Genomic DNA, 3925 nt, shown 5'->3' with positions numbered 1-3925 from the left:
AGGCGCAGGTGCTGGCCGTCGCGGAACTCGCCGCCCACGAGCTTGCGGGCGAGGGGCGTTTCCACATGGTGCTGCACATAGCGCTTGAGCGGACGCGCGCCGTAGACGGGGTCATAGGCGGCTTCAGCGATGAAGTCGCGGGCCTCGTCGCTGAGATCGAGCGTGATCTTGCGCTCTTCCAGACGGTGGCGCAGGCGGTCGATCTGGAGGTCGACGATACGGCCCACCTGATCGCGGCGCAGCGGCAGGAATACCACGGTCTCGTCCACGCGGTTGAGGAATTCCGGCCGGAAGTGGTGGCGCAGATCTTCCATGACCTTGTCGCGCGCGCCGGGCTTGAGCGTACCGTCCTCGTCGATGCCGTCCAGCAGGTGCATGGACCCGATGTTGGAGGTCATGATCACGATGCAGTTGCGGAAGTCCACGGTGCGGCCCTGACTATCGGTCAGGCGGCCGTCGTCCAGCAATTGCAGGAGCGTGTTGAAGACATCGGGATGCGCCTTTTCGATCTCATCGAAGAGCACCACGGAATACGGCTTGCGGCGCACGGCCTCGGTGAGCTGGCCGCCCTCGTCGTAGCCCACGTATCCCGGAGGCGCTCCGATGAGGCGGGATACCGAATGCTTTTCCATATACTCGCTCATGTCGAGGCGCACCATGTTGTCCTCGGTATCGAAGAGGGCTTCGGCCAGAGCCTTGCAAAGCTCGGTCTTGCCCACGCCGGTGGGGCCGAGGAAGATGAAGCTTCCGGTGGGGCGAGCCGGGTCAGCGAGTCCGGCACGGGCGCGCAACACGGCGTCGGCCACGGCGGAGACGGCTTCATCCTGTCCCACCACGCGCTCATGGAGCTGGTCGGCCAGCCGGAGCAACTTTTCCCGCTCGGATTCCATGAGGCGCGTCACCGGGATGCCGGTCCAGCGGGCCACGATCTCGGCCACGTCGTCGGGGCGCACCTCTTCCTTGAGCAGACGCTGCGCGCCGCTCTCCTGCGTGCCGGAGGCCGCTTCCAGCTTTTTCTGGAGATCCAGCAAGGTGGAGTACTTGAGCTCAGCGGCCTTGTTAAGGTCATAGTTGCGTTCGGCCTGCTCGATAGCCAGCTTGACCTGCTCGATCTCTCCCTTGATGCGGCGCACTTCGTCGATGGAACCTTTTTCCCGTTCCCACTGGCTGCGCAGTTCGCCCTGCTGTACGCGCAGTTCGCCCAGCTCGCCTTCCAGCTTTTCCAGACGTTCACGGGAGGCTTCGTCCGTCTCGCGGCGCAGGGCCTCGCGTTCGATCTCGAGCTGCATGACCTTGCGGTTCACTTCGTCAAGGTCGGCGGGCAGGGAGTCGATCTCCGTACGGATGAGGGCGGCGGCCTCGTCGATGAGGTCGATGGCCTTGTCCGGCAGCTGGCGGTCGGTGATGTAGCGATGCGAGAGCGTCACGGCCTCCACGATGGCCGAGTCGCTGATGCGTACGCCGTGGTGCACCTCGAAGCGCTCCTTGAGGCCGCGCAGGATGGAGATGGCATCCTCCACCGTGGGCTCGTCCACGATGACCGGCTGGAAACGCCGCTCGAGGGCCGGGTCCTTTTCGATGTACTTGCGGTACTCGTCGAGGGTGGTGGCGCCGATGCAGTGCAGCTCACCGCGGGCCAGCATGGGTTTGAGCAGGTTGCCGGCGTCCATGGCGCCGTCGGTCTTGCCCGCGCCCACGATGGTATGGAGCTCGTCGATGAAGAGGATGATCTTGCCTTCGCTCTTCTCCACTTCATTGAGCACGGCCTTGAGGCGTTCCTCGAATTCGCCGCGGTACTTGGCCCCGGCGATGAGCGCGCCCATATCCAGCGCAAAAAGCTTGTGCCCCTTGAGCCCCTCGGGCACGTCGCCCTTGAGGATGCGGAAGGCCAGCCCTTCCACGATGGCGGTCTTGCCCACACCGGCCTCGCCCATGAGCACCGGATTGTTCTTGGTGCGGCGGGAGAGGATGCGGATGACGCGCCGGATCTCGGCATCACGACCGATGACCGGGTCCATCTTGCCTTCACGGGCGGCTTCCACGAGGTCGCGGGCGTACTTGCTCAGGGCCTCGAAGGTATCTTCCGGGTTGGCGCTGGTGATGCGCGCGCCGCCGCGCAGCTCTTCCATAGCCTTGCCGAAGGTGGCGCGGCTGATGCCGTATTCCTTGAAAAGATTGCCCAGCGTGCTCAGGGGCGGCACGTCCGTCAGCGCGAGGAAGAGATGATCCACGCTGACGTATTCGTCCTTCATGCGCCGGGATTCCTTTTCGGCATCGCTCAGCACCTTGCCCAGCCCCTGGGTGATCATGATCTTGGAGGGGTCCATGCCCGGCCCGGACACGGACGGCCGCCGACGCAGGGCTTCTTCCATGCCCACGGTAAAGGCGCGCGTCTGCACGCCCATCTGATCGAGGATACGGGGAACGATGCCGTTCTCCTGTCGCACCAGCGCAAGCGCCAGATGCTCGACGTCGGTTTCCTGATGGCCCATGCCCGCCGCGACGCTCTGCGCCTCGGTGACGGCCTCGCGGGCCTTGTCGGTAAATTTGTTGATGTCCATAAAAAATGCCTCCTTGCCATACCGTGCGCACAGGGTCTGCCCTGCCGCGCGACGGCGAAAAAAATCGTTTTAGTCTTCCAGCCCGCGCAGGTCGCGTACCCGGCGTTCCAGCTGATCCACCCGTTCCAGCAGATCCACGATGATGGTGCCGCCCAGGACGGGCAGTTCAAAGTCACAGCAGATACGTTCCAGCTTGCGGACGCGGTAGATGTCCACATCCCGGAACAGGGGCTGCTCCGTGGCGTTCCTGCCGGTATCCAGCCAGCCCAGCGCCAGCAGCTCGCGCAGGCGGTCCGGGTCTATGCCCGTGCTGGCCACGAACTCTTCCCACACCATGTAGCCGGACGGCGTGGGCAAGGTGATATTTTTACGTAACAGGCTCATATGCGGCCTCCCTTACGAACGTTGTTGACGGGCGGAAAAGGCGGAAGTCTCGGCCAGCTTGTTCCAGAGCTCGCGCTCGCTGTCGGTGAGCTGCTCCGGCACGCGGATCATGACGCGGGCCAGCAGGTCCCCTCTGGCGACGACGCTGCCGAGTCCCTTGCCCCGCAGCCGGAACTTGCGACCGGAGGACGTGCCCGCCGGGATGTTGAGTTCCACCTCGCCGTCCAGCGTCCGTACAGGGACGCGCGCGCCGAGCGCCGCCTCCCACGGAGCAAGCCAGACGTCGCTTTGCAGATTGTCCCCGTCCACCCGGAACAACGGATGCGGCAGGTAGCGCACGCGCAGGAAGAGATCCCCCGCGCTGCCGCCCGGCGCCGCCTCGCCCTGACCGGCCAACCGCAGCTTCGCGCCTTCACGGATGCCCGCCGGCACGTTGACCTCCAGGGTCTTGGGGCCGCTCCCGGTCTGTATGGTCACGCTGCGCTTGCCGCCGCGCGCCACATCCTCCAGCGACAGGGAAAGCTCGGCCTCCACGTCCCGCCCCCGCCGGGCACGCGCACTGAAGCCGCCGAAGGGGTCAGCCCCGAAACCGGCGTTGTTGCGCCCGCCCCGGGTGGTACGCGCGCCGCCGAAAAGCGTTTCAAAGAAATCCGAGAAGCCCGCCCCGTCGAAGCCCTGTCCGTTGAAGGAAAAGTGCACGTTCTCGAAACCGGGCGCGCCCTGAAAATTCTGGCCATGCTGCCAGTTGGGCCCGAGCTGATCATAGAGCTTGCGCTTTTCCGGATCCTTGAGCACTTCATAGGCCTCGTTGATCTCCTTGAACTTCTCTTCGGCCTGCTTGTTGCCCGGATTGAGGTCAGGGTGATACTGGCGGGCCAGCTTCTTGTAGGCTCGCGAAATCTGTTCGGCGGAGGCGCTGCGCTCCACGCCGAGCAGCTTATAATAATCCTTGTATTCTACTGCCATAGAACCATCCCCCA

3 protein-coding genes are annotated in these 3925 nt (G+C 64.6%); all 3 read right to left on the bottom strand.

Annotated elements, in window-relative coordinates:
• A partial coding sequence (clpB, locus tag Q0K00_RS11500; protein ID WP_297229664.1) for an ATP-dependent chaperone ClpB occupies positions 1–2561 on the bottom strand: 2561 nt, incomplete at its 3' end.
• 69 nt (positions 2562–2630) lie between these two features.
• Positions 2631–2945, bottom strand: coding sequence for a chaperone modulator CbpM (locus Q0K00_RS11495; RefSeq protein ID WP_297229662.1), 315 nt, complete (start codon positions 2943–2945; stop codon positions 2631–2633).
• A gap of 12 nt (positions 2946–2957) precedes the next feature.
• Complete coding sequence (locus Q0K00_RS11490; protein WP_297229660.1) at positions 2958–3911, bottom strand: J domain-containing protein; 954 nt, start codon at positions 3909–3911, stop codon at positions 2958–2960.
• Between the last annotated feature and the right edge of the window lie 14 nt (positions 3912–3925).

The sequence above is a fragment of the uncultured Desulfovibrio sp. genome (assembly GCF_944327235.1).
Classification (GTDB): domain Bacteria; phylum Desulfobacterota; class Desulfovibrionia; order Desulfovibrionales; family Desulfovibrionaceae; genus Desulfovibrio.
Note: the sequence above shows the minus strand (reverse complement) of the source record. Positions and strands in the feature narration are given on the sequence as shown.

Excerpts from the sequence above, each read along its gene's own strand:
- Q0K00_RS11495 (WP_297229662.1), bottom strand. The coding sequence starts at position 2,945 with ATGAGCCTGTTACGTAAAAATATCACCTTGCCCACGCCGTCCGGCTAC.
- Q0K00_RS11490 (WP_297229660.1), bottom strand. The coding sequence starts at position 3,911 with ATGGCAGTAGAATACAAGGATTATTATAAGCTGCTCGGCGTGGAGCGC.